This is a genomic window from Ruegeria sp. H9, assembly GCF_056532915.1.
This window is the reverse complement of sequence record NZ_JBQFNX010000007.1, coordinates 1-21,216: the sequence shown is the minus strand read 5'-3', so window position 1 is coordinate 21,216 and position 21,216 is coordinate 1. Positions and strand designations below refer to the sequence as shown.

Genomic DNA, 21,216 nt, shown 5'->3' with positions numbered 1-21,216 from the left:
TCTACCGGATCAAACGACCACAGAAAATTCACAAAACCACCAGCTTGCCCCGCCCGCTCGCCTCGGATATCCAGCGTTCCAACTTGATTTCCCCGACCCAGAGGACGCGACATGGCTGCCTATCAATATGTCTACCACATGCAGGGTGTCTCCAAGACCTATCCCGGTGGCAAAAAGTGCTTTGAAAACATCCACCTGAGCTTCCTGCCCGGCGTGAAAATCGGTGTCGTCGGCGTCAACGGCGCGGGTAAATCGACGCTGATGAAGATCATGGCGGGCCTCGATACGGACTTCACCGGTGAGGCATGGGCGGCCGAAGGCGCCAAGGTCGGCTATCTGCCGCAGGAACCCCAGCTGGATGAATCGCTGACCGTCCGCGAAAACGTCATGCTGGGCGTGGCCGCGAAAAAGGCCAAGGTCGACCGCTTCAACGAAATCGCCATGGAGATCGCCGAGAACTACTCGGATGAGCTGATGGAGGAAATGACCACCCTGCAGGACGCGATCGACGCGGAAAACCTGTGGGACCTCGACAGTCAGATCGATGTCTCGATGGAAGCGCTGCGCTGCCCGCCAGACGATGCAAACATCGCCAACCTTTCGGGCGGTGAGAAACGCCGCGTGGCGCTCTGCAAACTGCTGCTCGAAGCGCCCGACATGCTCCTGCTCGACGAACCGACCAACCACCTGGACGCCGAGACCATCGCCTGGCTGCAACAGCACCTGATCGACTACAAGGGCACCATCCTGATCGTCACCCACGACCGCTATTTCCTGGATGACATCACCGGCTGGATCCTCGAACTCGACCGCGGTCGCGGCATTCCGTACGAGGGGAACTATTCCGCATGGCTGGAACAAAAAGCCAAACGGCTGGAGCAGGAAGCCCGCGAAGACAAGTCCAAGCAGAAGACCCTGCAACGCGAACTGGAATGGATGCGTCAGGGCCAAAAGGCCCGTCAGGCCAAATCCAAGGCCCGGATCAACGCCTATAACGAACTGGCCGAACAGTCCGAACGCGAAAAGCTGACCCGCGCCCAGATCGTCATCCCCAACGGCCAGCGCCTTGGTGGCAAGGTGATCGAGGTCGAGGGCCTGTCGAAACACATGGGCGACAAGCAACTGATCGAAGGGTTGGACTTCGCCCTGCCCCCCGGCGGCATCGTCGGAGTCATCGGCCCCAACGGCGCCGGTAAATCGACCCTGTTCAAGATGCTCACCGGTCAGGAGCAGCCCGACAGCGGCACCATCACGCTGGGCGACACGGTCGAGCTGTCCTACGTTGACCAGTCCCGCGACGACCTGAAAGACAACGACACCGTGTGGGAGGCGATCACAGGCGGAGCCGAGATCATCCAACTGGGTGACGCGCAGGTCAATTCCCGTGCCTATTGCTCCTCCTTCAATTTCAAGGGTGGTGACCAGCAGAAAAAGGTCTCTCTGCTATCCGGCGGTGAACGCAACCGCGTCCACATGGCGCGTTTGCTGAAAGAGGGCGGCAACGTCCTGCTGCTCGACGAACCCACCAACGACCTCGACGTCGAAACCCTGCGCGCACTTGAAGACGCGCTGGTCGATTTCGCCGGCTGCGCTGTCGTCATCTCACACGACCGCTTCTTCCTTGATCGCATCTGCACGCATATTCTGGCCTTCGAGGGCGATGCGCATGTGGAGTGGTTCGAGGGCAACTTCGAGGATTACGAAGAGGACAAAAAGCGCCGTCTGGGACCGGACGCGCTGGAGCCTAAGCGGTTGAAGCATAAGAAGTTTGCGCGGTGAATTCCGCTTGAAATCAGTGTTCTAAGTTCCCATCTGGGATCTATGAACACTGCATTTCGTTTTGCAAAATGGTCGCTGGCAGCAATTGGTGTACTAGCGACTTTTATCGGTTTGTATGAGTATTTTTGGGCCACAAGAACGGCACCTTACCTCAACACGCACATTACGTCCTGTTCGCCCGAACAAGTAGGTGAGGACTTCGACAATCGCGAAGCTGAAAGGCAAGAATTTCTTCAGTTCTTGAATGATAATGCATGGTCTCTGGTGGTTCTCGACCTGATCGTGGATCATGATATGTGCGACCATCCCGAAGCTGTCTATTACTCTAAAGAATTTCCGGAGATTGTAGAATTCGAGCTTGGATATGATGAGCGCTATTCACCTGGGTATGGCGCGCAAGGAATGTTTAGGCAGGTCGGGGATTTCCATGACAAATCGTGGTTCTCCACTGTCAGATTTGAACAAAAACGCTTTTTTGATGACGTGATCGCTAACAGCAGTTTTGTCGACGATGACGGCGCGCACGGAATTGTCGGCGTTTTCTTCATTTCAAACATGAGCCACGAAGAAGGTTTAAACCGCTATGTGATCGTGCCCGTTCGGTATTCGTCAAAGAATGTATTGGTGTTCTCTTGCACTGTCGCCATTGAAAGTTCTGGCAATGGGCTTAAGCGTTTGAATTCGTATGTGTCCGAGTGTTTGCTTTGAAGTAGAAAGTAGGCCGGGCTTCAGCCCGGCACTCCGCATAACACCTGCGACTTCAACAATATCCACTATTGAATGGGATCAAACCAGTTAATCCAAGGTTCATGGTGGATGCCGGGCTGAAGCCCGGCCTACAAAATGCGGATTTCTATCCTTCGGCTATCGAAACGTACCCTCGATCACCTGTTCCGGGTCGGCCTGACCTATGCAGCTAGCGTAGGATGGGGTTTCACCCCATCACTCACTCAACGACCCTACCCGAACGCATGCACGATCTGTTCCCGCGCACCAAACCACTTGCAAACTCCAACCTCTCAAATGATGGGGTGAAACCCCATCCTACGGCTCTCCGAACGATCCCTCGGTGACCACACCACTCCACTCTGGATCAACCCGACCCGCACGAATATCGCGATGGATTGACGAATACGGCCAATCGGTCGGGCGCTCAACCAACCCGTGCTTCACCGGATTCCCCCAACAATACGCCATATGATTGCGGTAATCCTGTTCGTCCCGAATGGTGTGCTCCCAAAACCGGCGCTGCCAAATCGGCGCTTCGCGTTTGTTGGCCCGTAGGCCGGGCTTCAGCCCGGCATATCTGCCAGATTTCACAACGGGTAGGTCTGCGGATGCCGGGCTGAAGCCCGGCCTACGACTCGCCGCATTCACACGCATGGTAAACCGCGCCTTAATCGCACCCCACCGCGTCGAATAATCCGCCTCCCCCGGAGGCAAGGTCCAAACCGCGTGCAGGTGATCCGGCAACACTACAATCGCATCGCACCAGAACGGCCGCTCCCTCTGGGTCACCGCAAAGGCGGCCCGCAAATGCGCCACCTCTCGCACCAATAAATCCGACGACCGGTCGGCCAAAGACACGGTGAAAAAATACTTGGCTCCGGGAATGCGGACGCGTCGATAATCGCTCATGCTGCAACTTGATCATGACGAGGGTTAACGGATTCTGAATGCCACTCCGACGCGCCAGATAAATAACCGGACCTTATCAAAGCTCTGCCAACTAATAACCAAAACCATCGGCGGATTTTTGTACAAGACGGACGATTCCGCCTCAAACCCTTGTACAATCCATACAATCCGCCCTTGCCACACCGTCTGACCGATGCCATATCCAAGGGGCTTACGTTTTTCTATTTCGACCTACTGTCTCCTTCTACGGCGCTCAGTCTATCGATACAGACAACGACGCCGGGCTGCCGCATCCACGTGGGCAGCACTAAACAGGAGACAACGGATATGCCCGCAGGCACCGTAAAATGGTTCAACACTACCAAAGGCTACGGCTTTATCGCACCTGAAGATGGCGGCAAAGACATCTTCGTACACATCTCGGCTGTCGAGCGTTCGGGCCTCACCGGTCTGGCCGACAACCAGAAGGTCACGTACGAGCTACGCGCTGGTCGTGACGGCCGCGAAAGCGCCGACAATATCGAACTGGCCTAAGCCATTCAAAGGGCGGGATTTTTCCCGCCCTCTCCGCTATGCCCGCGCCCCGTGTGTGGCATAGGGAATACATCACAATCGGGTTATTCCTCCCCGGTGATTGACCAAATCCGCTATCATTTCAAAACTAGCGTTATGATTTCTTTGGTCATTTGAGGGATGTCACCATGTTCACACGCCGCGTATTTCTGGCCGGTACTGCCGTCAGCCTGCTTCCGGGCGTTGTCAGCGCCAAGAAAGCGGTCGAGTATGATCCCACGCCACAATTCGTGCGGGTCAAAAAGCAATTCCTACCCGGTCAGCTGCTGGTCGTTCCCCGTTCCTTCTACCTTTATTACATAACCGAACCCCGCAAAGCGATCCGCTATGGCTGCGGCGTCGGCAAAGCCGGACTGGAGTTCACAGGAACCGCAACTATCGACGTCAAGAAGGAATGGCCCACCTGGCGACCGACCGATGAGATGATCGAACGCGACCCGGTGGCCTATGGTCGGTTCAAGGACAACGACTATGTCCAACCCGGAGGGAGCGATAATCCACTGGGCGCGCGCGCTTTGTATCTGTTCCAAAACGGAGTCGACACCTATTTCCGCATCCATGGCACCACACAACCGCAAACCATCGGTCGCGCGGCCTCGAACGGCTGCATACGGATGCTGAATGAGCATGTAATCGATCTGTACAACCGGGTGCCGATTGGAACCGTGGTGACCGTGGTCTAAGCCGCCGACCAATCCACATCGTCGGCTTGTTCAATCCTCAGGCGACCTTCTGGCCATGGGCGCATCAGCTTCTGCGCCTCTTCTTCGGATCCATGTAACCAGCAATCCACATCCTGCGACCCCAGCAACACACCCATACGGTGGTGGATCGGCTTTATATCGGCATTTGGCTCGCAGGTGACTGCGGCGACCTGATTCACACGCTGCCCACCAGGGGCCTCCCAACTATCCGTAATTGCAGCAAATAACAGCGGAATGCCATCCTTCGCTGCGATACGCCATGCAGTTTTGCGCCGTTTCTCTCCGGTCCACTCGTACCAGCCATCAACTGGTATAACTGCGCGCCCAACACCTTCGAATGCGCTTTTGTCAAAAACCGTTTCAGAGCGAGCGTTGATAATGGTCTCCATCACCGGACGTCCGCGCGCATTGACCCTGCCGACCGGGATCATCCCCCAACGCATCATCTTCAAGCCTTCACCGGTCAATACCGTCACCTCCTGACCCGGTTGAATGTTCCTGCGCGGGGGTTGAGGCCCTACGTTATCTTTCACGTTCAGGAACTTAGCAATCTCGCCAATTGGTCGTGTGAGAAAAAACCGGCCTGGCATAGGACCCTCCTAATCGGCAGCGCGCTCCGCTAAAGCCAGTACAAAAGGTCCCAGCGCGTCAACGATCAGCGCAACGCCTTGGGCATTTGGATGGATGCCATCAGATTGCATGAACTGGCGCGCGGCTGCAGGATCGCCCTCGGTCGTGAGCCCGTCAAAGAAGCTTTCCGCATAGATCGCGCCATACTGCTGCGCCAGTTCCGGATACATGGCATCGAAACTTTGCTTGTAATCCGTCCCATAGTTCCCGGGGGCTTGCATGCCGATCAGCAGAACTTCGACATTCGCAGCTTCAGCGGTGTTCAGGATTGCCTCAAGATTGGCGCGCGACACATCCGGATCGATACCGCGTAACAGATCATTGCCGCCGAGGGCTACAATCATGCCATCGACCTCTGGCGTCAGAGTCCAATCAACGCGGGAGGCTCCTCCTGCGGTCGTATCCCCGGAAACACCGGCGTTGATAAGCTGAATATCCGCCCCTTCCTCCTGCAACCAGCGTTGCAGTTGGGGCACAAACCCGTCTTGTTGCGGAAGTCCATATCCTTGTGTCAGGGAATCTCCGAGCGCCGCAATCACCACCGGCTCAGCCGTCGCGGCAAATCCGCAACAGATGAACACGCCTGACATCAAACCCTTGCGCAGCTTCTGTATCGCGCCATATCCCAATGGACTGTACCCCTCTTGATGGCCTGATCGATGACGACACCCGTTCTCACCCTCCAAGATGCCGCATTATCGCTGGATGGCAATGCCGGAAGAGTGGATATCCTGCACGACATCACTTTGACTGTGAGCAAGGGTGAAACTCTGGGGCTGATCGGTCCCTCTGGTTCCGGAAAGTCTTCGCTACTGATGCTAATGGGCGGCTTAGAACAGGCAACTGGTGGACGCGTTACCGCATTGGGCCAAGATTTGACGAAAATGAGCGAGGATGCGCTGGCACGGTTCAGAAGAGATGCCATGGGCGTAGTGTTTCAGAATTTCCACTTGATTCCGACGATGACCGCGCTTGAGAACGTGGCGACCCCGTTAGAACTCGCGGGACACAAAGATGCTTTCCAGCGCGCCGCGGCCGAGTTGGAGGCCGTGGGCCTTTCACATCGTATCGATCACTACCCGGCGCAGTTGTCAGGCGGCGAGCAACAGCGTGTGGCGCTGGCCCGCGCTTCGGCCCCGCGCCCGCATATATTACTGGCAGATGAACCAACGGGAAATCTGGATGAAACCAACGGTTCAGCAATCATTGATCTGTTATTTGGACTGCGGGACCGTCACGGGGCAACTCTGGTTCTGGTCACGCACAGCCATACGCTGGCTCAGAAATGCGACCGCGTTGTGCGCTTGCGCGATGGGCGTATCGCCGAGGAATCCCAGCGTGAGGCCGCCGAATGAGCCTGCGTCTGGCCGGTCGCCTGGCCCGGCGCGAACTGCGCGGTGGGTTGCGCGGGTTTCGGGTGTTTCTGGCTTGCCTGGCTTTGGGTGTTGCAGCAATTGCTGCGGTTGGCATGGTGCGCCAAGCCATTCAGACCGGATTGCAACAAGAGGGCGCGTCGCTCTTAGGCGGCGATGCCCAGCTGGAGTTCACCTATCGCTTTGCAAATGATGAGGAACGTGACTGGATGGCGGACACCGCGCAAGCAGTGTCGGAGGTCGTCGATTTCAGGTCCATGGCCGTCACGGGTGATGGCGCAGGCGCGCAACGGGCGTTAACTCAGGTGAAGGCCGTGGACGGGGCCTATCCGCTGTTGGGATCGGTGGCTCTGGAACCCGCAGTTTCTTTGCCCGAGGCCTTGGCGGGCGCCGATGGGCTGCCCGGCGCCGTGATGGCTCCGTCCCTGATTGACCGCCTGAACCTTGCGATTGGGGACCAATTTGATCTCGGCACGCAGAGGTTCGTTTTGATGGCCTCGCTGGAACACGAACCGGATGGTGCGGCAGATGGGTTCTCGCTGGGACCGCGCACGTTGGTTCGAACCGAGGATTTGCAATCATCGGGCCTGCTGGCTCCGGGTACTTTGTTTTCCACCAAATACAGGATGAACTTGCCGCAAACCGCCGAGTTGGAGGCGCTGTCGCAGCAAGCCAGGCAGGCCTTCGAGGGAACCGGCATGCGCTGGACTGATGCCCGCAATGGTGCACCGGGGATATCCGAGTTTGTAGGGCGCCTCAGCGCGTTTCTGGTGCTGGTTGGTCTATCCGGATTGGCGGTTGGGGGGATCGGCGTATCGGCTGCCGTGCGCGCCTATCTGTCCCAGAAAACGGAAACCATTGCGACATTGCGGACTTTGGGCGCTGATCGGGCCACAATCTTTCAGACATACATGATCCAGGTCGCCGTTCTTTCAGGCGTTGGTATCGTCATGGGTTTGACCCTGGGCGCGGCGCTTCCAATGCTGCTGGCACCGGTTATCGAAACCCAACTGCCGATCCCTGCTGTATTCTCGCTATATCCGCAGCCCCTGTTCGAGGCCGCACTTTATGGTGTGCTAACCGCGTTCCTGTTTACGCTTTGGCCTCTGGCCAGAACCGAGGAGGTGCGTGCGGCAACATTGTTCCGGGATGCGCTGACTTCGGCAAGCAGCTTCCCGCGCTTGATTTATGTAATTGCGACTGCAATTGGCCTGGCCGTACTGATCGGAGCCGCCGCTTGGTTCAGCGGTTCAACCCGGTTGACTCTCTGGACAAGCGCAGGTCTGGCGGGGGCGCTCACTTTGCTGACCCTTTCTGCCTTTGCCATTCGCAAATTGGCCCGCGCGGGCGCTCCTTGGGCCAGAGGGCGTCCAGCCCTGCGGTGGGCGTTGTCCGCCATCTCTGACCCACGCGAAGGCGCAGCATCGGTGGTCCTGTCCCTTGGGCTCGGCCTTTCGGTCCTTGCGGCGGTGGGGCAGATCGACGGCACGCTACGCAATGCGATTTCGGGCAACTTGCCCGAGGTCGCACCCTCGTATTTCTTCGTCGATATCCAGAAGGATCAGATGCCCGGGTTCAGCGAACGTCTCGACACTGACCCTGCCGTCAGTCGGGTAGAAAGCGCTCCGATGCTGCGTGGGATCATTACCAAAATCAATGGGCGACCCGCGCACGAGATTGCAGGCGATCACTGGGTTCTGGACGGCGACCGGGGCGTAACCTACTCTGCCCGCCCCCCACGGAATGCCCGCGTGACTGACGGGGTTTGGTGGCCAGAGGACTACAGCGGCCCACCGCAAGTCAGCTTTGCCGCAGAAGAGGCCGACGAGATGGGCCTGAAACTGGGCGATGAGCTGACCGTTAATATCCTGGGCCGCGATATCACAGCTGAACTCACATCGCTGCGCGAAGTTGATTTCTCCACTGCAGGAATGGGTTTTGTCATGTCGATGAACCCCTCTGCCTTGGCTGGTGCCCCGCATAGCTTCATCGCTACCGTCTATGCCGAAGAACAGGCCGAGGCCGCCATTCTGCGTGATTTGGCCGGTCAATTCCCCAACATCACGGCAGTCCGGGTCAGAGACGCCATCGACCGGGTATCAGGCCTGCTGGCAGGGCTTGCGGCAGCCACGTCATATGGCGCAGGGGTTTCTCTGTTGACCGGGTTTTTAGTGTTGATCGGTGCGGCGGCAGCGGGCGAACCGGCGCGTAGGTACGAGGCAGCGATCCTCAAGACTCTGGGTGCCAACCGTGGGCGCATATTGCGCAGCTTTGCCCTGCGGGCAATCCTTTTGGGAGCAGCCGCAGGTTGCGTTGCTTTGCTGACCGGAATTCTGGGCGGTTGGGCCGTGGCTACTTATATATTCGACACAGAGTTCGCGGTCATCTGGCCATCCGCGCTTGGGATCGTCATCGCCGGTGTTGGCGTTACCTTAGGCGCGGGGATGGTCTTTGCCCTGCGCCCACTTTCAGTACGCCCTGCGCGCATACTGCGCGCCAGCGACTGAGTTCAGCGCATACAAGCGACAGGCTGCAATATTTTCAGCAATTGGTCATTGTCGCACACCAACGCATCGAGCGTGATTTCGTCCAGCGACGCATAAAACACCTCAGCCGCATCCCGCAGCGCCAACCGGAGGCGGCAGGCATCGGTCAGTGGGCAGGTGTTGTCAGCATCCGCAAAACACTCGGCAATCGGCAATCCGCCTTCGACATGGCGAAACACGGACCCGACCCGGATCTGATCCGCCGGGCGCGCCAGCGTCATGCCACCATTGCGGCCGCGTTGTGTGCTGAGATAGTCTAGCTGGCTCAGTTGGTTGATCACCTGTGCCAGATGGTTTTCTGAAATATTACAGACATCGGCGATCTCGGCCTTCGTGACCAGCCGTTCCTGATGTGCGGCGCAATACATCAAAACACGCACCGCGATATTCGTCCGTTTGGTAATCCGCATTAGGGCCTCCCGATTCTCAAGGTGAAGCTTTATTGCATGTCTCGTAAAAAGACTGTTTGACATACATCAATCGTCAAAGAAGGACGCGACCCGCATGGCAGACCCTTATTTCTTCGGCTATGGCAGCCTCGTGAACCTGTCGACGCATGATTTCCCCGACCCGCGCCCAGCGCGACTGAAAGGTTGGCGACGCGCATGGCGGCACACGGATCTGCGCCCGGTGGCGTTTTTGACCGCTGTGCCGGATGCTGATTCCGAGATCGATGGTATGATCGCCCATGTTCCTAAAAACGACTGGGCCGCGTTGGATGAAAGAGAATGGGCCTATGACCGCGTTCCAGCCACACGGTCGGTCACGCACACTCTGACGCAAGAGGTGGAAATCGCTGTCTACGCAGTCCCGCATGATCGACACACCGCGCCCAGCAATCACCATCCCCTATTGCTCAGCTATATTGATGTTGTCGTGCAAGGGTATCTGCGGGCTTTTGGACCAGAGGGCGCCGATCGCTTCTTTGCAACAACCGATGGTTGGGATGCTCCGATTTTGAACGACCGCGCCGAGCCCAGTTATCCCCGTCACCAACAATTGAAGCAGGCAGAGACCGAATTCGTGGATGACCGCCTGCAACGCGTTTCGGCGCAAGTTTTGCGACCCGGAGAACAAAGAAAGGCAGGTGATTTACCTGCCTCCTTCGTATTCTAAGCACTGACCCTGAAGTCAGCCGCGAGCGCGGATCACCTGCAACAGCGGCAGCAAGGTCGCCATTTCGGGCCCGCGCTCCATCCCCGTTAGCGCTTTGCGCAGCGGCATGAACAGGCCTTTGCCCTTGCGGCCTGTGGCCTCTTTCACGGCCTTGGTCCATGTGCCCCAAGTTTCCCCATCGAATGGGCCTTCGGGCAGCAATGAGACAGCCTGAGCGATGAACTCACGGTCCTCGTCAGCGATCAGGGGTTCGGCCCCATCACGACACAATTCCCACCATCCCTCGAGATCGCTCAGCGTGGTGATGTTTTCGCGCGCCATGGTCCAGAAAGGCTCGGCCAGTTCAGCAGGTACACCTGCTTTAGCAACGGCATCGGCCACATCGGTCAGCGGCAGCGATTGTAGATGCTTCGCAGTCAGCGGGAACAGGTCCTGCACGTCGAACTTGGTTGGGGCTGCACCGAAGCGTGTAACATCAAAGCCGTCGATCAACTCTGCCATATCCGAGCGCAGCTCAACCGGATCTGACGACCCCAGACGCGCCATCAGACTCAGTAAGGCCATTGGCTGCACACCCTGCTCTCGCAGATCGCGCAAGGCCAGAGTGCCCAAGCGTTTCGACAACGCCTCTCCCTGCGGGCCAGTCAGCAACGAGTGGTGCGCAAAACGCGGACAGGTCCCGCCCAAGGCCTCGATGATCTGAATCTGCGTTGCGGTGTTGGTGACATGGTCCGAGCCGCGCACGACATCGGTTACGCCCATTTCGGTGTCATCGACCACAGAGGCAATCGTGTAGAGAACCTGACCATCTCCTCGGATCAGCACCGGATCAGAGACCGAGGCCGCATCAATCGAGATATCGCCCAGAATGCCATCGTTCCATTCGATCCGCTCGTGGTTCAGCTTGAACCGCCAGACGCCGTTGCCGCGTTCGGCACGCAGGGCTTCTTTCTCGGCATCCGACAGATTCAACGCCGCACGATCATAGACCGGCGGCTTGCCCATGTTCAGCTGTTTCTTGCGCTTCAGGTCCAGCTCGGTCGGCGTTTCGAACGCCTCATAAAACCGGCCCATCTCGCGCAGCTTGTCGGCGGCCTCGGCGTAGCGGTCCAGACGCTCCGACTGTCGCTCAACCCGGTCCCAATGCAGGCCCAACCACTCCAGATCCTGCTTGATCGCGTCGACATATTCTTCCTTCGACCGCTCAGGATCGGTGTCATCGATACGCAAGATGAACGTACCGCCGGCTTTGCGGGCGATCAAATAGTTCATCAGGGCGGTGCGCAGGTTGCCCACATGGATGTAACCGGTGGGCGACGGGGCAAAACGGGTCGTGGTCATGGAAGTCTCCTGTTGGCGCGGCTCATCTCACATGGGCGCGTTTTTGTCCAGAAGAGGCTTTCAGGTTGGTTCAACCGGCCAAATGCCATCTAAGCGTTCGAGCCCGGCTTTGATGAGTTCACTAAGCACGTCGAGATCGATATCCGGTAGCTTATTCATATAGAGGCAGGATTTACCCAGCTTGTGCTTGCCCAGTCTTGATAAGATATCTCCGAATTCAGCATACCCGGGCATGATATAGATGGATGCGCCGCCTTACGCGGAGAGAACCCAGTTGCGAGAAAGTCGCCCTCACGCCCTGACGCATAGCGATAATGATATCGACCATAGCCAATGATCGACGGGCCCCACATTACTGGCGCATAACCTGTGGTTTCACGAAACAGCCTGTCCAGCACGTGCGCCTCCTCCGCCTTGCGGGTCGGCTGAATACTCGCCAGAAAATCAGCAACGTTTTGCTCGGTGGGTACGGTTTTATTCGCAGATGGCGGCATGAACAAAAATTAACACGTAATGTTCAACTACGCAGCCCATATAACAGTGCCATAGTATGGCCACAGGCCCAGACTGACCTAATTCTGTCAAACATGCTCTGACAGGGAGAACGACCATGACCATCAGATTGACTCGCCGGGCGGCGCTTGGAACGGTTGCGGCTCTGCCGCTTGCGGCAGCTACTTCGCCTGTTCTGGCCGCAGGTACCGAGACCAAAGCCAACTCTACAATAGCAAAATCGTTTCAACTGGGCGATTTCACCGTCACCACCTTGTTGGATGGCAGCCTGCCTCGTGATGGTGCGCAAGACATTTTCGGCGGCGGCGCCTCGGATGAAGATTTCGCCCGTGTATCGGCTGACAACTTCATCTCGCCAGATGTTGCGCAGTTCTTCTTCACGCCAACGCTGGTTAATACTGGGTCCGAGATGATCTTGTTCGATACTGGGCTTGGCCAAGGTGGAATTCAGGCCGCGTTGGCCGACGCCGGCGTAACGCCTGATCAGATCGATGTGGTGGTCATTACCCACATGCATCCCGATCATATCGGTGGTATGACAACCAATGATGCCGCGACTTTTGCCAATGCGCGTTATGTAACAGCAGCACCCGAATACGACTTTTGGTCAGCGCAAGACGCGGGCAACCGAGTGGGTGATATGGTTGCAGCCAAAGTCACCCCGATGGCAGAGAAGATGACCTTTATCGGGGATGGTGGTGAAGTCGCATCTGGCGTCACCGGTATGGCAGCGTTTGGGCATACTCCGGGCCATATGGTCTATCACCTAGAAAGCAACGGTCAGCGTCTGGTCCTGACGGCGGATCTTGCAAATCACTATGTCTGGTCCTTTGCACATCCTGAATGGGAAGTGCGATTCGACATGGACAAAGCCGCTGCAACGGAATCGCGCAGGAATGTGCTGGGCATGCTGGCTGCGGAAAAAGTGCCTATGATCGGCTATCACATGCCTTTCCCAGCCGCTGGGTATGTCGAATCCCGTGGCGACGGGTTCCGGTTCGTGCCGGTCAGCTATCAAATGATGGGTTAGAGGCTAAAAACCAGCATCCGGCCGCACTTTTGCCCCATCGGTGAAACGGGACAGGCGAAAGGCGGTCGGATCAACGCAAGGCGTGCTTTCCGTAACAAGGTCCGCCACTAATCGACCGGCGGCAGGACCGATGCCAAAACCGTGGCCAGAGAAACCGGTCGCAATATGCAGGCCCTGCACCGCGTCCACTTTCGAGATGACCGGGATCGCATCCGGGGTCACATCGATCAGGCCGGCCCAGCTTTGCACGATCTCCGCACTATCAAGCGCAGGCAACGCCTTGCGGGCGTTGGCCCACGCCCTTCGCAACACTTTCTGGGAAGGTTCCGGGTCGAGTACTCGGCAATGTTCAAACGGTGTCACATCGGTCGGCAGCCAGCTTCGATCCTCATTCGCCTCGACCATCCAGCGTCTCGAAAAGCGAAACCTTAAGGACCGCCACTCTTGCCGGAATGCGGGCAGAAACTGCAACCCGAGTCGGAAACTGTCAGGAACGATATCCACTGTATTCTCGTGACCCGAAGCTATGGTGTATCCCCCGTCCGAGCGCTTTCGAATGGCAAAATCATCACTCCAAAGCGACACCTCTGGCCCTGCTGCAACCGGAGAGGTCCGCATGACCGTATTGAGCACTTTGAGCTGTGGCAGAGTGATTCCAGCGTTCCCCGCAAACAGCCGAGACCAGGCTCCGCCTGCAAGTACGACTTGACTACACCTAACGCGGCCGCGTTCGGTGAAAACACCTGCGATCCGGCCCGCAGCAACATCGACACTTCGCACCGCGCATTGCGTCATGATCGCGGCCCCACGGTCGCGCGCCGCCTCGGCGATTGCGGGGGCCGCCCATTGCGGCTCGGCCCGCCCGTCCTGCGGCATGTAAAGCGCTGAGCGCAGTTTCATACTGTTGTCCGACAGCAACCAGTCCAGTTCAGCGCCGGATACCATGCTAGCACCTGTTTGCAGCCCTTCAACATGGTCCAGCCATCGCGTCAGGTTTTCATCGTCTCGTGCGCCAGATGCGCCAAACACGATTCCTGATTGAACATAGCCTGTGGCGCGTCCCAATCGCGCATCCAGCCCTTGCCAGATTCTAAGCGCCTCTTGCATCAGGGGGATCTCGCGCGGATCACGTGTCCCAAGGCGCACCCAGCCCCAATTGCGCGAGCTTTGCTCGCCCGCAATCCGGCCTTTCTCGCACAACAGAACGGAAACACCTCGCTCAGCAAGCTCGAAGGCAGCCGAAGCCCCGATGATTCCACCACCTATGACGACAACATCTACGTGTTTGGGAAGTGTGAGATCAGATTCGACGGGTGTCGGTGTGGGGCCTGGCATTAACCGCTCGGTGCTCGTTCATCGGAGCGACATCCAGCCTGAAGGCGATTTCACTGGCAATGTAGAAAACGGTTGGTCCCGGGCAATTGCCGGAACCTGTGGCCAATTGGCCAATGCGCGGCGAATTACGCCGCGCAGATGCGTTCAGATTACGCCGCCCCGGAAAGTTGCGCCCATTTCTGGCGCAGTACCGTGCTGAGCTTGGGATCGGACTTTGATGCAAGCGATTCCTGTGGCTGCAACACCGGAAATTCCGATCGCAACGGAACCGGGCCTGCCACCGCGCCGGGCGTCGGCTCTTCCTGGCTCATAATGTCTGCAATCGCAGCATCCAGCGCCTGTTCATCCAACTTGCGCGGCGCTGATTCCATAGGCTTCAACTGCAACGGAGAATGAAGCGGCTTATCGTATCCATTCGTCATTTGACCACCAATACCTTTACTGACATCCCAAACACGGATGCCTTTTCCCAGTTCCACAATCCCGGTCATCGGCTCTGAAAATGGCAGGCCAACCTACCGGATTGCGTCACATCCGCCCCATATGAGGCAGACCCCTGTCGTAAATGTGGCAAAAAAAGGACGCGCGTACAAGCGAAACATAGTCTTTTCATCGCACAACTGGCTGAAATGGATAAACAAACTGCCGCAGAAATCCGCATTACCATGCACTTTCGAAACAATGGTAAATTCTTCAATCAGAGCGGTGCTTACGTTCTATCCCGACAGCGATTTACAATCGGATAGCGGCGATCCAGCCAGAAGGCCCGCGGTGTCAACCGTGTGCCAGGCGCGGACTGGAAGCGCTTGTATTCACTAATGTAAATCAGATGTTCGACCCGCCGGGCCTCGGCCTCGTCAAATCCGGCTGCAACGCAGTCGGCGATTGAGCCATCCTGATCCACCAAAATATCAAGAATCGCATCGAGAACGGGGTAGTCCGGCAGGCTGTCGCTGTCTTTCTGGTCTTCACGCAATTCAGCACTTGGCGGCTTGTCGATCACCGAAGGGCGTATGACCTCACCCTCGGGACCCATCATCCAGTCGCGATGATTGGCGTTGCGCCAGCGGCAGGTCTCGAACACGCGAGTTTTGTACAGATCTTTGATCGGGTTATAGCCACCGTTCATGTCACCATAGATAGTGGCGTAGCCAACTGCGACCTCGGACTTGTTGCCGGTGGTCAGCAGCATCTCGCCAAACTTGTTCGAAATCGCCATTAGCAGAAGACCGCGCAGGCGAGACTGGACATTTTCTTCGGTCAGGTCCTCATTCAGCCCCGCAAAAAGCGGAGCCAAAGTGTTGGTTACCGCTGCGCGTCCCTCAGAGATCGGCACAAAGTCGTAGTGCACGCCCAGCGCCTTGGCGACGGCTTCGGCATCATCCAAAGAACTTTGGCTTGTATATTCCGAAGGCAGCATTACGCAGCGTACATTTTCCGCCCCGATGGCATCCACGGCTATTGCGGCCACCAGCGCCGAGTCGACACCACCCGACAACCCCAGCACAGCTTTGCCAAACCCCGTCTTACCCATGTAATCGCGCAGAGATTGCACCATCGCGCGATAATCCTGCTCCCATTCGTCGGGTTGCGGCACGACTTCACCAGCCACAATACGCCATCCGTCATCTTGGCGCGACAGATCGATATGGCTGACGGCCTCATCGAAGACGGGCATGCGGAACGCAAGCTCTCCACCCGGGTTCAATCCAAACGTAGCACCGTCGAAAACCTGATCATCCTGCCCGCCGACCATGTTCAGGTAGATTACCGGCAGACCCGTTTCGACCGTGCGAGCCACCATGTGGTTCAACCGGATATCGTATTTGTTTCGAAAATAGGGCGAGCCGTTGGGGATCAGCAGAAACTCGGCCCCGGTTTCTTCCAGTGTCTCGGCGACATCCTCGTGCCAGCCATCCTCGCAAATCGGGCTACCAATACGGACATTTCCAACCGCATAAGGGCCGCCCATAGGACCCGCATCATAAAGGCGTACTTCATCAAAGACGGTCTCATTGGGCAAATGATGTTTAAGAACTTTGCTGACAATCCGCCCACCATTGAGGATCAGGTAGGCGTTATAAAGCTTCCCATCTTCAACCCAAGGACCGCCGATGGCCAACGCCGGGCCGTCGGCACAGTCTTCAGCCAACGCCTGCACCGCATTCATCGCGGCCCGATGAAACGCGGGCTTCATCACCAGATCCTGGGTATTGTAGCCGGTTATGAACATCTCGGGCAGCGCCACAAGATCAGCCTGCGCCGCGCGCCCTTGCTGCCAGGCTGCAGCAGCCTTGGCGGCATTACCGTCGATATCCCCAACCGTTGGGTTCAATTGCGCCAGAGTGATGCGGAAACGATCGGCCATTTTTGCCCTCTTGCCCTCATGTCTTTCAGGGATTTAGCAGATCACACCGCGAGTGAAAGGCAAATGCGCCAAAAGCCGTTGCTCTGCCCTCGGCGGTATCTTAGTTTTGCGCCAACACAAACACCGCAGGCAGGTACAAAAAATGAAAGCGATCCGCACATCCCTTACCGCTGCAACGCTTACAATGCTGGCGACTTTTGCGATCGCCCAACAGGACGGTCAGATTGTCATCGCTGATGATGATGTCGGAGGTGTCTACGAGGGCACGTTCGAAAACGGGCTGCGCCATGGCACCGGCACTTACCGCCTGCCGAACGGTTTTGAATATTCCGGTCAATGGGTCGAGGGCGAGATTCAAGGACAAGGCACCGCGCGCTACGCCAATGGCTCTGTCTATGAAGGGACATTCACCAAGGGCCAACCAGAAGGGCGCGGCAAAATCGTCTATTCTGATGGCCAGTCCTATGAGGGCGAGTGGGCCAAAGGCACGATAAACGGTACCGGTATCGCGACATATTCCAACGGCTCGCGATACGAGGGCGGCTTCAAGGACGCCAGATATCACGGTCACGGCGTGCTGACCGGCCCGGATGGCTCGGTTTATGAGGGCGACTGGGTAAACGGCCAGAAAACCGGCAGCGCCAAGATCACCTACGCCGATGGAAGTACCTATGAGGGCGGCTTGAATGGCGGGCAACGGCATGGTCAGGGTAGTCAAGTCTGGGTCGACGGCATGACTTATGCTGGGTCCTGGGCCAACGACCAGATGGCCGGAACAGGCCGTTTGGTTCAACCCAACGGAGATGTCTACGAAGGCGAAATGGTCGAAAATCGCCGACAGGGCAAAGGCAAGTCCATATACGCCAACGGTGCGACCTATGAAGGCGACTATGCTGACGACCAGCGCCATGGTCAGGGCACCTACAAGGGCAGCGACGGGTTTGCGTACACAGGTGCCTGGCAAAAGGGCCAGATTGAGGGCCTGGGCGAGATGCTCTATCCCGATGGTTCGGTTTATATCGGCGACTTTCTGGATGACCTGCCTCATGGCAAGGGGCAAACGACATACCCCGACGGATCAGTTTACGACGGCAACTGGATCGCCGGGATTTTTGAGGGCACCGGCACGGCAACCTATCCCAACGGAACGGCTTATACGGGCCAGTTCAAAAACGCCCGCTTCGACGGCAAAGGTATTCTGACCTTTGCAAATGGCTATCGCTATGATGGCGATTGGGTAGACGGCGTCCGGCAGGGGAAGGGCAAGGCTACGTTTCCGGACGGGATCATTTACGAAGGCGATTTTCTGAATGGCAAGCGTCACGGCAAGGGAACACTGACCCGACCGGGCGGATACAGCTACACAGGCGACTGGGCCGACGGCAAGATCACTGGCTTTGGAACCGCCACCTATGAGACCGGGGATGTCTATGAGGGCAATTTCCTGGAAAACAAACGCCATGGTGACGGCACGATGCGTTTCGCAGGCGGCGAGGTTGAGACCGGCGTCTGGGAAAATGACACGCTGGCGACCGAGACAGAGATTGCGCCCGAAACACCCGCTTCGAGCGCCGAAACCCCTGAGCCCGACTCTACCCCCGACGCGCCCGCCCCTGACGCGACGGACCCGGATACAAACGACGGCTAAATCAGCCTTACCACGGCACGCGCTTGCCAGCCCAATCGTAAAAACTGCCCGAGTCAGCGGGGGTAAGTCCATTGATGACGGACAGCAGATTGGCTGCGGCCTCATTGGGTTCAACAGCCGGGTGGCGGGCAAGGTACTTTTCGGTAAAGGCCGTTTTGACTGTTCCGGGGTGCAAAGCGACACATATGGCCTGTTTGTGCGTGCGCGCCAATTCGATGGCAGCCGTATGTACTATCTGATTCACAGCCGCCTTGGCCGCACGATAACTGACCCACCCACCCAGCCGGTTGTCCCCGATTGAACCAACCCGGGCCGACAGCACGGCGATCACCGATCTGCGGTCGCGTGGCAGCAGGCGGTGCACGTGCTTCAACACCAAGGCCGGGCCAACTGCGTTCAGTGCAAACTGGTCCATCATCGCCTTCGCGGACAAGGTGCGCATAGATTTTTCCGGACCCATACCGTTAATCTCAAGCGCCCCTGAGGCTACCAGGATCAGATCAAACGGATCAGAAAGGGACGCCAGCATACGCTCTGCGCCATCCGGGTCGGTCAGGTCAAACCCATCCGTTGATCTGGCCAGTCGGGTGACTTTGACACCATCCGTTGTCAGGTGGTCATTCAAAGCGCGCCCGATACCGCCAGAAGCTCCGATGATTAATGCTGTTTTCATGCTCGAGAAGTTAGCCGAAAGCTTCATCGCTTCAACTCCACCGTCATTTTTGTTCCCCCGTAAATTTCCCGCTTTTCATTCGCCGCGCGCCCTGTATAAGCTGATCCCCATGATCAACCGCGCAGATATCGCTTTTGCAAACGCCGCACCCAGCGGCGCGTTGCTGCGTGGTCTACTGATCCTAATCCGCCTCTGAGCGTGCCATCCGGCGCGCCCGCTCAGAGGAGGACGCCCGCGCGCCAAGAGGCTTTAGGACAGAAGAAGAAAGAGAACCCCATGACAAACGTGACCGACCAAGACCGCGTCGTGATCTTCGACACCACCTTGCGCGACGGCGAGCAGAGCCCCGGCGCGACCATGACCCACAACGAAAAGCTCGAAATTGCCGAGCTTCTGGATGAGATGGGCGTCGACATCATCGAAGCCGGATTCCCCATTGCATCGGAAGGCGACTTCAAAGCGGTGTCCGAGATCGCCGAGCGCTCGAAGAACAGCCGCATCTGTGGTCTGGCCCGCGCCAATTTCGCCGATATCGATCGGTGTTGGGAGGCGGTGAAACACGCCGAGAAGAACCGGATCCACACCTTTATCGGAACCTCTCCGCTGCACCGGGCGATACCAAATCTGACGCAAGACGAGATGGCCGACAAGATCCACGAAACGGTCAGCCACGCGCGCAACCTTTGCGAAAACGTGCAGTGGTCGCCGATGGATGCGACCCGGACCGAATGGGATTATCTGTGCCGTGTGATCGAGATTGCGATCAAGGCTGGCGCAACCACGATCAATATCCCCGATACTGTCGGTTATACTGCCCCGGTCGAGTCTGCAGATCTGATCAAGCGCCTGATCGAGACGGTTCCCGGCGCGGATGAGGTAATCTTTGCCACCCACTGCCACAACGACCTTGGCATGGCGACAGCGAACTCTCTGGCAGCGGTCGCAGGTGGTGCGCGTCAGATCGAATGCACCATAAACGGGTTGGGTGAACGCGCAGGCAACACCGCGCTGGAAGAAGTTGTGATGGCGTTGCGCACACGCAACGACATCATGCCGTGGCATACTGGCATCGACACCACCAAGATCATGCATATTTCGCGACGGGTCGCGACCGTGGCCGGATTTCCGGTGCAGTTCAACAAGGCCATTGTCGGCAAGAACGCTTTTGCCCATGAAAGCGGCATCCATCAGGATGGCATGCTGAAGAACCGCGAAAACTTCGAGATCATGCGCCCTGAAGACATTGGGCTCTCTGGCACCTCTTTGCCGCTGGGCAAGCATTCGGGCCGCGCTGCACTGCGCGATAAGCTCGAAACGCTCGGGTATGAGGTTGGTGACAACCAGCTCAAAGACATTTTTGTGCGCTTCAAGGATCTGGCCGACCGCAAGAAAGAAGTCTTTGACGATGACCTCATCGCGTTAATGAGCGTCGACGACGAAGCGGACGATCATCTTCAGCTGGTGTCGATGAAAGTGACCTGCGGTACCGGAGGTCAGGCCGAAGCGACGGTCGAACTGGAGGTAGAGGGTGCGGACAGGATCGCCACGGAAAACGGTGACGGCCCCGTAGACGCAACCTTCCGGGCGATCCGGGCGATCTATCCCAACACTGCGCGGCTGCAACTGTATCAGGTGCATGCGGTAACCGAAGGTACGGACGCGCAAGCCACGGTTTCGGTCCGTCTGGAAGAGGATGGTATGATCGCCACCGGTCAGTCTGCAAATACAGATACGGTGGTTGCGTCGGCCAAAGCCTATATCCACGCGCTGAACCGCCTGATCATGCGTCGTGAAAAGGCTGGTCCGGGGGCAGATACACGCGAGATCAGCTACAAAGACCTGACCTGATCGAAGGGTAAGGCGAATGGCTCCCGCGCCCGCGGCGGCCCGGCTTCGCCGACCCTTCTTGGGTTTTGGGCCCGGCAGCGCGCCACTGGCGCGCTGCCGGG

At 57.6% G+C, this 21,216-nt stretch carries 21 protein-coding genes; 11 read left to right on the top strand and 10 right to left on the bottom strand.

From position 1 onward, the window contains the following. Window positions 1-111: 111 nt before the first annotated feature. Together ettA and ACR0CZ_RS19575 are read left to right on the top strand one after the other, a co-directional pair. Window positions 112-1,779, top strand: a complete 1,668-nt coding sequence (gene ettA / locus ACR0CZ_RS19580; RefSeq protein WP_010442471.1) for an energy-dependent translational throttle protein EttA — start codon at window positions 112-114, stop codon at window positions 1,777-1,779. A 42-nt stretch (window positions 1,780-1,821) separates the two neighbouring features. Then, window positions 1,822-2,487, top strand: a complete 666-nt coding sequence (locus ACR0CZ_RS19575) for a hypothetical protein (RefSeq protein ID WP_170395932.1) — start codon at window positions 1,822-1,824, stop codon at window positions 2,485-2,487. 336 nt (window positions 2,488-2,823) lie between these two features. Here the strand turns inward: ACR0CZ_RS19575 and ACR0CZ_RS19570 are convergent, their stop codons facing one another. Then, on the bottom strand, window positions 2,824-3,417 hold the full coding sequence (locus ACR0CZ_RS19570; RefSeq protein WP_170395930.1) for an REP-associated tyrosine transposase: 594 nt from the start codon (window positions 3,415-3,417) through the stop codon (window positions 2,824-2,826). A 327-nt stretch (window positions 3,418-3,744) separates the two neighbouring features. Here ACR0CZ_RS19570 and ACR0CZ_RS19565 point away from each other — a divergent pair, with 327 nt between their 5' ends. Together ACR0CZ_RS19565 and ACR0CZ_RS19560 are read left to right on the top strand one after the other, a co-directional pair. Beyond that, a complete protein-coding gene (locus ACR0CZ_RS19565; RefSeq protein ID WP_010442474.1) occupies window positions 3,745-3,951 on the top strand; it encodes a cold-shock protein in 207 nt (68 codons plus the stop codon). Window positions 3,952-4,118: 167 nt separating this feature from the next. Then, window positions 4,119-4,673, top strand: coding sequence for a L,D-transpeptidase (locus tag ACR0CZ_RS19560; protein ID WP_170395928.1), 555 nt, complete (start codon window positions 4,119-4,121; stop codon window positions 4,671-4,673). Here ACR0CZ_RS19560 and ACR0CZ_RS19555 read toward each other — a convergent pair. Further along, window positions 4,670-5,284 (bottom strand): SOS response-associated peptidase, encoded by a 615-nt coding sequence (locus ACR0CZ_RS19555; RefSeq protein ID WP_170395926.1) that lies wholly within the window; start codon window positions 5,282-5,284, stop codon window positions 4,670-4,672. The genes ACR0CZ_RS19560 and ACR0CZ_RS19555 overlap by 4 nt on opposite strands. 9 nt (window positions 5,285-5,293) lie before the next feature. Further along, a complete protein-coding gene (locus ACR0CZ_RS19550) occupies window positions 5,294-5,914 on the bottom strand; it encodes an arylesterase (protein WP_170396098.1) in 621 nt (206 codons plus the stop codon). 69 nt (window positions 5,915-5,983) lie between these two features. On the opposite strand from ACR0CZ_RS19550, the gene ACR0CZ_RS19545 reads away from it, so the two are divergent. Next, window positions 5,984-6,679 (top strand): ATP-binding cassette domain-containing protein, encoded by a 696-nt coding sequence (locus ACR0CZ_RS19545; RefSeq protein ID WP_170395925.1) that lies wholly within the window; start codon window positions 5,984-5,986, stop codon window positions 6,677-6,679. Beyond that, entirely contained in the window at window positions 6,676-9,204 is a 2,529-nt protein-coding gene (locus ACR0CZ_RS19540; RefSeq protein ID WP_170423815.1) for an FtsX-like permease family protein, read from the top strand. Before ACR0CZ_RS19545 ends, ACR0CZ_RS19540 begins: the two co-directional genes overlap by 4 nt. 2 nt (window positions 9,205-9,206) lie before the next feature. On the opposite strand, the gene ACR0CZ_RS19535 is transcribed toward ACR0CZ_RS19540, so the two are convergent. Continuing rightward, a complete protein-coding gene (locus ACR0CZ_RS19535) occupies window positions 9,207-9,653 on the bottom strand; it encodes an Rrf2 family transcriptional regulator (protein ID WP_170423813.1) in 447 nt (148 codons plus the stop codon). Window positions 9,654-9,747: 94 nt separating this feature from the next. Between ACR0CZ_RS19535 and ACR0CZ_RS19530 the strand changes: the two genes are divergently transcribed. Next, window positions 9,748-10,359, top strand: a complete 612-nt coding sequence (locus ACR0CZ_RS19530; RefSeq protein WP_170395920.1) for a gamma-glutamylcyclotransferase family protein — start codon at window positions 9,748-9,750, stop codon at window positions 10,357-10,359. Between the two features lie 15 nt (window positions 10,360-10,374). Here ACR0CZ_RS19530 and gltX read toward each other — a convergent pair whose 3' ends face one another. Together gltX and ACR0CZ_RS19520 are read right to left on the bottom strand one after the other, a co-directional pair. After that, a complete protein-coding gene (gene gltX, locus ACR0CZ_RS19525; RefSeq protein WP_170395918.1) occupies window positions 10,375-11,700 on the bottom strand; it encodes a glutamate--tRNA ligase in 1,326 nt (441 codons plus the stop codon). A 60-nt stretch (window positions 11,701-11,760) separates the two neighbouring features. Further along, window positions 11,761-11,934, bottom strand: a complete 174-nt coding sequence (locus tag ACR0CZ_RS19520) for a DUF1801 domain-containing protein (RefSeq protein WP_480537244.1) — start codon at window positions 11,932-11,934, stop codon at window positions 11,761-11,763. Between the two features lie 376 nt (window positions 11,935-12,310). On the opposite strand from ACR0CZ_RS19520, the gene ACR0CZ_RS19515 reads away from it, so the two are divergent. Next, on the top strand, window positions 12,311-13,243 hold the full coding sequence (locus tag ACR0CZ_RS19515; protein ID WP_170802397.1) for an MBL fold metallo-hydrolase: 933 nt from the start codon (window positions 12,311-12,313) through the stop codon (window positions 13,241-13,243). A 3-nt stretch (window positions 13,244-13,246) separates the two neighbouring features. On the opposite strand, the gene ACR0CZ_RS19510 is transcribed toward ACR0CZ_RS19515, so the two are convergent. The 3 genes from ACR0CZ_RS19510 to ACR0CZ_RS19500 form a co-directional block, all read right to left on the bottom strand. After that, window positions 13,247-14,578 (bottom strand): NAD(P)/FAD-dependent oxidoreductase, encoded by a 1,332-nt coding sequence (locus ACR0CZ_RS19510; RefSeq protein ID WP_480537243.1) that lies wholly within the window; start codon window positions 14,576-14,578, stop codon window positions 13,247-13,249. Window positions 14,579-14,727: 149 nt separating this feature from the next. Next, window positions 14,728-15,069, bottom strand: a complete 342-nt coding sequence (locus tag ACR0CZ_RS19505) for a hypothetical protein (RefSeq protein ID WP_170395910.1) — start codon at window positions 15,067-15,069, stop codon at window positions 14,728-14,730. Window positions 15,070-15,287: 218 nt separating this feature from the next. Beyond that, complete coding sequence (locus ACR0CZ_RS19500; RefSeq protein ID WP_480537242.1) at window positions 15,288-16,946, bottom strand: NAD+ synthase; 1,659 nt, start codon at window positions 16,944-16,946, stop codon at window positions 15,288-15,290. A 142-nt stretch (window positions 16,947-17,088) separates the two neighbouring features. Between ACR0CZ_RS19500 and ACR0CZ_RS19495 the strand changes: the two genes are divergently transcribed. Then, window positions 17,089-18,594, top strand: coding sequence for a 2-isopropylmalate synthase (locus tag ACR0CZ_RS19495; RefSeq protein WP_170395906.1), 1,506 nt, complete (start codon window positions 17,089-17,091; stop codon window positions 18,592-18,594). Between the two features lie 7 nt (window positions 18,595-18,601). On the opposite strand, the gene ACR0CZ_RS19490 is transcribed toward ACR0CZ_RS19495, so the two are convergent. After that, on the bottom strand, window positions 18,602-19,267 hold the full coding sequence (locus ACR0CZ_RS19490; RefSeq protein WP_170395904.1) for an SDR family NAD(P)-dependent oxidoreductase: 666 nt from the start codon (window positions 19,265-19,267) through the stop codon (window positions 18,602-18,604). Between ACR0CZ_RS19490 and ACR0CZ_RS19485 the strand changes: the two genes are divergently transcribed. Together ACR0CZ_RS19485 and ACR0CZ_RS19480 are read left to right on the top strand one after the other, a co-directional pair. Continuing rightward, window positions 19,248-19,463, top strand: a complete 216-nt coding sequence (locus tag ACR0CZ_RS19485; RefSeq protein WP_170395902.1) for a hypothetical protein — start codon at window positions 19,248-19,250, stop codon at window positions 19,461-19,463. The two genes, ACR0CZ_RS19490 and ACR0CZ_RS19485, sit on opposite strands and share 20 nt — an antisense overlap. 80 nt (window positions 19,464-19,543) lie before the next feature. Continuing rightward, window positions 19,544-21,115, top strand: coding sequence for a 2-isopropylmalate synthase (locus ACR0CZ_RS19480; protein WP_170395900.1), 1,572 nt, complete (start codon window positions 19,544-19,546; stop codon window positions 21,113-21,115). Window positions 21,116-21,216 lie beyond the last annotated feature (101 nt).

What these genes read in the sequence shown, in the direction of transcription:
- ACR0CZ_RS19555 (WP_170395926.1), bottom strand. Translation starts at nt 5,284, where the DNA reads ATGCCAGGCCGGTTTTTTCTCACACGACCAATTGGCGAGATTGCTAAG.
- ACR0CZ_RS19500 (WP_480537242.1), bottom strand. Translation starts at nt 16,946, where the DNA reads ATGGCCGATCGTTTCCGCATCACTCTGGCGCAATTGAACCCAACGGTT.
- ACR0CZ_RS19485 (WP_170395902.1), top strand. Translation starts at nt 19,248, where the DNA reads ATGATTAATGCTGTTTTCATGCTCGAGAAGTTAGCCGAAAGCTTCATC.
- ACR0CZ_RS19575 (WP_170395932.1), top strand. Translation starts at nt 1,822, where the DNA reads ATGAACACTGCATTTCGTTTTGCAAAATGGTCGCTGGCAGCAATTGGT.
- ACR0CZ_RS19540 (WP_170423815.1), top strand. Translation starts at nt 6,676, where the DNA reads ATGAGCCTGCGTCTGGCCGGTCGCCTGGCCCGGCGCGAACTGCGCGGT.
- ACR0CZ_RS19560 (WP_170395928.1), top strand. Translation starts at nt 4,119, where the DNA reads ATGTTCACACGCCGCGTATTTCTGGCCGGTACTGCCGTCAGCCTGCTT.
- ACR0CZ_RS19530 (WP_170395920.1), top strand. Translation starts at nt 9,748, where the DNA reads ATGGCAGACCCTTATTTCTTCGGCTATGGCAGCCTCGTGAACCTGTCG.
- ACR0CZ_RS19520 (WP_480537244.1), bottom strand. Translation starts at nt 11,934, where the DNA reads ATGCCCGGGTATGCTGAATTCGGAGATATCTTATCAAGACTGGGCAAG.
- ACR0CZ_RS19480 (WP_170395900.1), top strand. Translation starts at nt 19,544, where the DNA reads ATGACAAACGTGACCGACCAAGACCGCGTCGTGATCTTCGACACCACC.
- ACR0CZ_RS19495 (WP_170395906.1), top strand. Translation starts at nt 17,089, where the DNA reads ATGAAAGCGATCCGCACATCCCTTACCGCTGCAACGCTTACAATGCTG.
- ACR0CZ_RS19545 (WP_170395925.1), top strand. Translation starts at nt 5,984, where the DNA reads ATGACGACACCCGTTCTCACCCTCCAAGATGCCGCATTATCGCTGGAT.
- ACR0CZ_RS19515 (WP_170802397.1), top strand. Translation starts at nt 12,311, where the DNA reads ATGACCATCAGATTGACTCGCCGGGCGGCGCTTGGAACGGTTGCGGCT.
- gltX (WP_170395918.1), bottom strand. Translation starts at nt 11,700, where the DNA reads ATGACCACGACCCGTTTTGCCCCGTCGCCCACCGGTTACATCCATGTG.
- ACR0CZ_RS19490 (WP_170395904.1), bottom strand. Translation starts at nt 19,267, where the DNA reads ATGAAAACAGCATTAATCATCGGAGCTTCTGGCGGTATCGGGCGCGCT.
- ettA (WP_010442471.1), top strand. Translation starts at nt 112, where the DNA reads ATGGCTGCCTATCAATATGTCTACCACATGCAGGGTGTCTCCAAGACC.
- ACR0CZ_RS19510 (WP_480537243.1), bottom strand. Translation starts at nt 14,578, where the DNA reads ATGCCAGGCCCCACACCGACACCCGTCGAATCTGATCTCACACTTCCC.
- ACR0CZ_RS19570 (WP_170395930.1), bottom strand. Translation starts at nt 3,417, where the DNA reads ATGAGCGATTATCGACGCGTCCGCATTCCCGGAGCCAAGTATTTTTTC.
- ACR0CZ_RS19565 (WP_010442474.1), top strand. Translation starts at nt 3,745, where the DNA reads ATGCCCGCAGGCACCGTAAAATGGTTCAACACTACCAAAGGCTACGGC.
- ACR0CZ_RS19505 (WP_170395910.1), bottom strand. Translation starts at nt 15,069, where the DNA reads ATGACCGGGATTGTGGAACTGGGAAAAGGCATCCGTGTTTGGGATGTC.
- ACR0CZ_RS19535 (WP_170423813.1), bottom strand. Translation starts at nt 9,653, where the DNA reads ATGCGGATTACCAAACGGACGAATATCGCGGTGCGTGTTTTGATGTAT.
- ACR0CZ_RS19550 (WP_170396098.1), bottom strand. Translation starts at nt 5,914, where the DNA reads ATGTCAGGCGTGTTCATCTGTTGCGGATTTGCCGCGACGGCTGAGCCG.